This is a genomic window from Rhizobium sp. P1_E6, from assembly GCF_056405875.1.
The window spans coordinates 1-1,766 of the sequence record NZ_JBFUBG010000248.1; the positions used below are offsets into that span (position 1 = coordinate 1).

At 61.3% G+C, this 1,766-nt stretch carries 2 protein-coding genes; both read left to right on the forward strand.

Annotated features, from left to right (window positions below; translation table 11 throughout):
• Positions 1 to 695: M24 family metallopeptidase (locus AC1D35_RS35880; protein ID WP_477942739.1), on the forward strand; the 695-nt coding region annotated here is incomplete at its 5' end.
• Positions 696 to 840: 145 nt separating this feature from the next.
• A partial coding sequence (locus AC1D35_RS35885) for a zinc-binding alcohol dehydrogenase family protein (protein WP_477942741.1) occupies positions 841 to 1,766 on the forward strand: 926 nt, incomplete at its 3' end.

Sequence of the window (1,766 nt, forward strand, 5' to 3'; positions counted from 1 at the left end):
AGCTTACCCTGCTGCGGGAAGCCTCCGAGAGGGTCGTGCAATCCATGGCGGCGACATTTGACTATTGCCTTCCCGGCATGACCAAGAACGACCTCGTGGCAAAGCTCAGACGCGAAGAAGTCAATCGCGACTTGAAATTCGAATATTGCCTGATCACCRCAGGGCGCGACCTCAACCGATCGCCGTCGGACCAGAAGCTGCAGGCCGGTGACGTTATTTCGCTGGATTCGGCCGGCAATTTTCACGGCTATATCGGCGACCTCTGCCGCATGGGGATCCTTGGAGAGCCCGATGCCGAACTGGAGGACCTGCTCGGTCTGATCACGCACATCCAGTCGGAAGCGCGCAAGCCCATCAAGGCTGGAGCACGCGGTGGCGACATCTTCACCATCGCAGACGCGATCGTCGATCAGTCTCCCCACAAGCCGTATATGGAGTTCCTTGCGCACGGCATGGGACTTGTCAGCCATGAAGGCCCGCGCCTGACAAGTGTCGGGCCCGTGCCTTACCAGGGCTATGACGAGGATCGTGCGCTGGAGGCGGGGATGGTCATTTCCATCGAAACCGCAATCAAGCACCCGACCAGAGGATACATCAAGCTCGAGGACACCGTCGTCGTGACGGCTTCCGGATCGGAAGGGTTCGGCGACGAGTTTCGCGGATGGAACCGCGCCGGGGTCCACGGCGGGGTCTAGTCGCGGCGTTGCGGCGGGCCTGCGCGTCCTGGCCCGCCGCTCGAAGCTTTCTCAACATTTGGCAGACAACCGGAAGCGACGCCGTCGTTCCGGTTCGGCTCGGCAATGACAGGGCGGGAGACCGCCGCACTTATGGAGACAGGGCATGAAAGCCGTTGGGTATCAGAAGTCGCTTCCAATCGAGGATGCGCAGTCGCTCGTTGATTTTGACGCCGTCAAACCCGAGCCATCGGGCCGGGACATCAGGGTTGCCGTCAAGGCGGTTTCGGTCAACCCCGTTGACTATAAGATCCGCAAGCGCGCCGAACCTGCTGAAGGTGACTACAAGATCCTCGGTTTCGACGCAGCAGGCATCGTCGACGCCGTCGGTCCGGAGGTAACGCTGTTCAAGCTGGGCGACGAGGTGTTCTACGCCGGCTCAAACCAGCGCCAGGGGACCAATGCCGAGTTCCACCTCGTCGATGAGCGCATCGTCGGCAAAAAGCCGAAAACACTTTCCTTCGCCGGGGCTGCCGCTCTCCCTCTGACGGCGATCACAGCGTGGGAGCTGCTGTTTGACCGGTTGGGCGCTACGCGCGGCCAGAGCGCTGATCCGCGCACGCTACTCGTGATCGGAGGAGCCGGTGGTGTTGGTTCGATCCTCATCCAGCTTGCGCGCCGTCTGACAGGACTGACCGTGATTGCGACTGCGACGCGACCTGAATCGCAGGCGTGGTGCCTCGATCTCGGCGCGCACGCGGTCATCGATCATTCACAGCCACTGAAGGAGCAGATCGCCGCCCTGAACCGTGATCCCGTTGCTTTCGTCGCCAGCCTGACGTTCACCGATCAGCACTACAAGGATGTTGCCGAGCTCATCGCACCGCAGGGCCGGTTCGGGCTCATCGACGATCCCGCCGAATTCAACATCGGTGTGTTCAAAGCCAAAGCAGTGTCGATCCACTGGGAGCTGATGTTCACCCGATCGACATTCCAGACCGCGGACATGGACGCCCAGGGTCAGCTGTTGAACGAGGTCTCCGATCTCATCGACAAGGGCATCTTGCGCACCACGCTCGACCAGACCTTCGG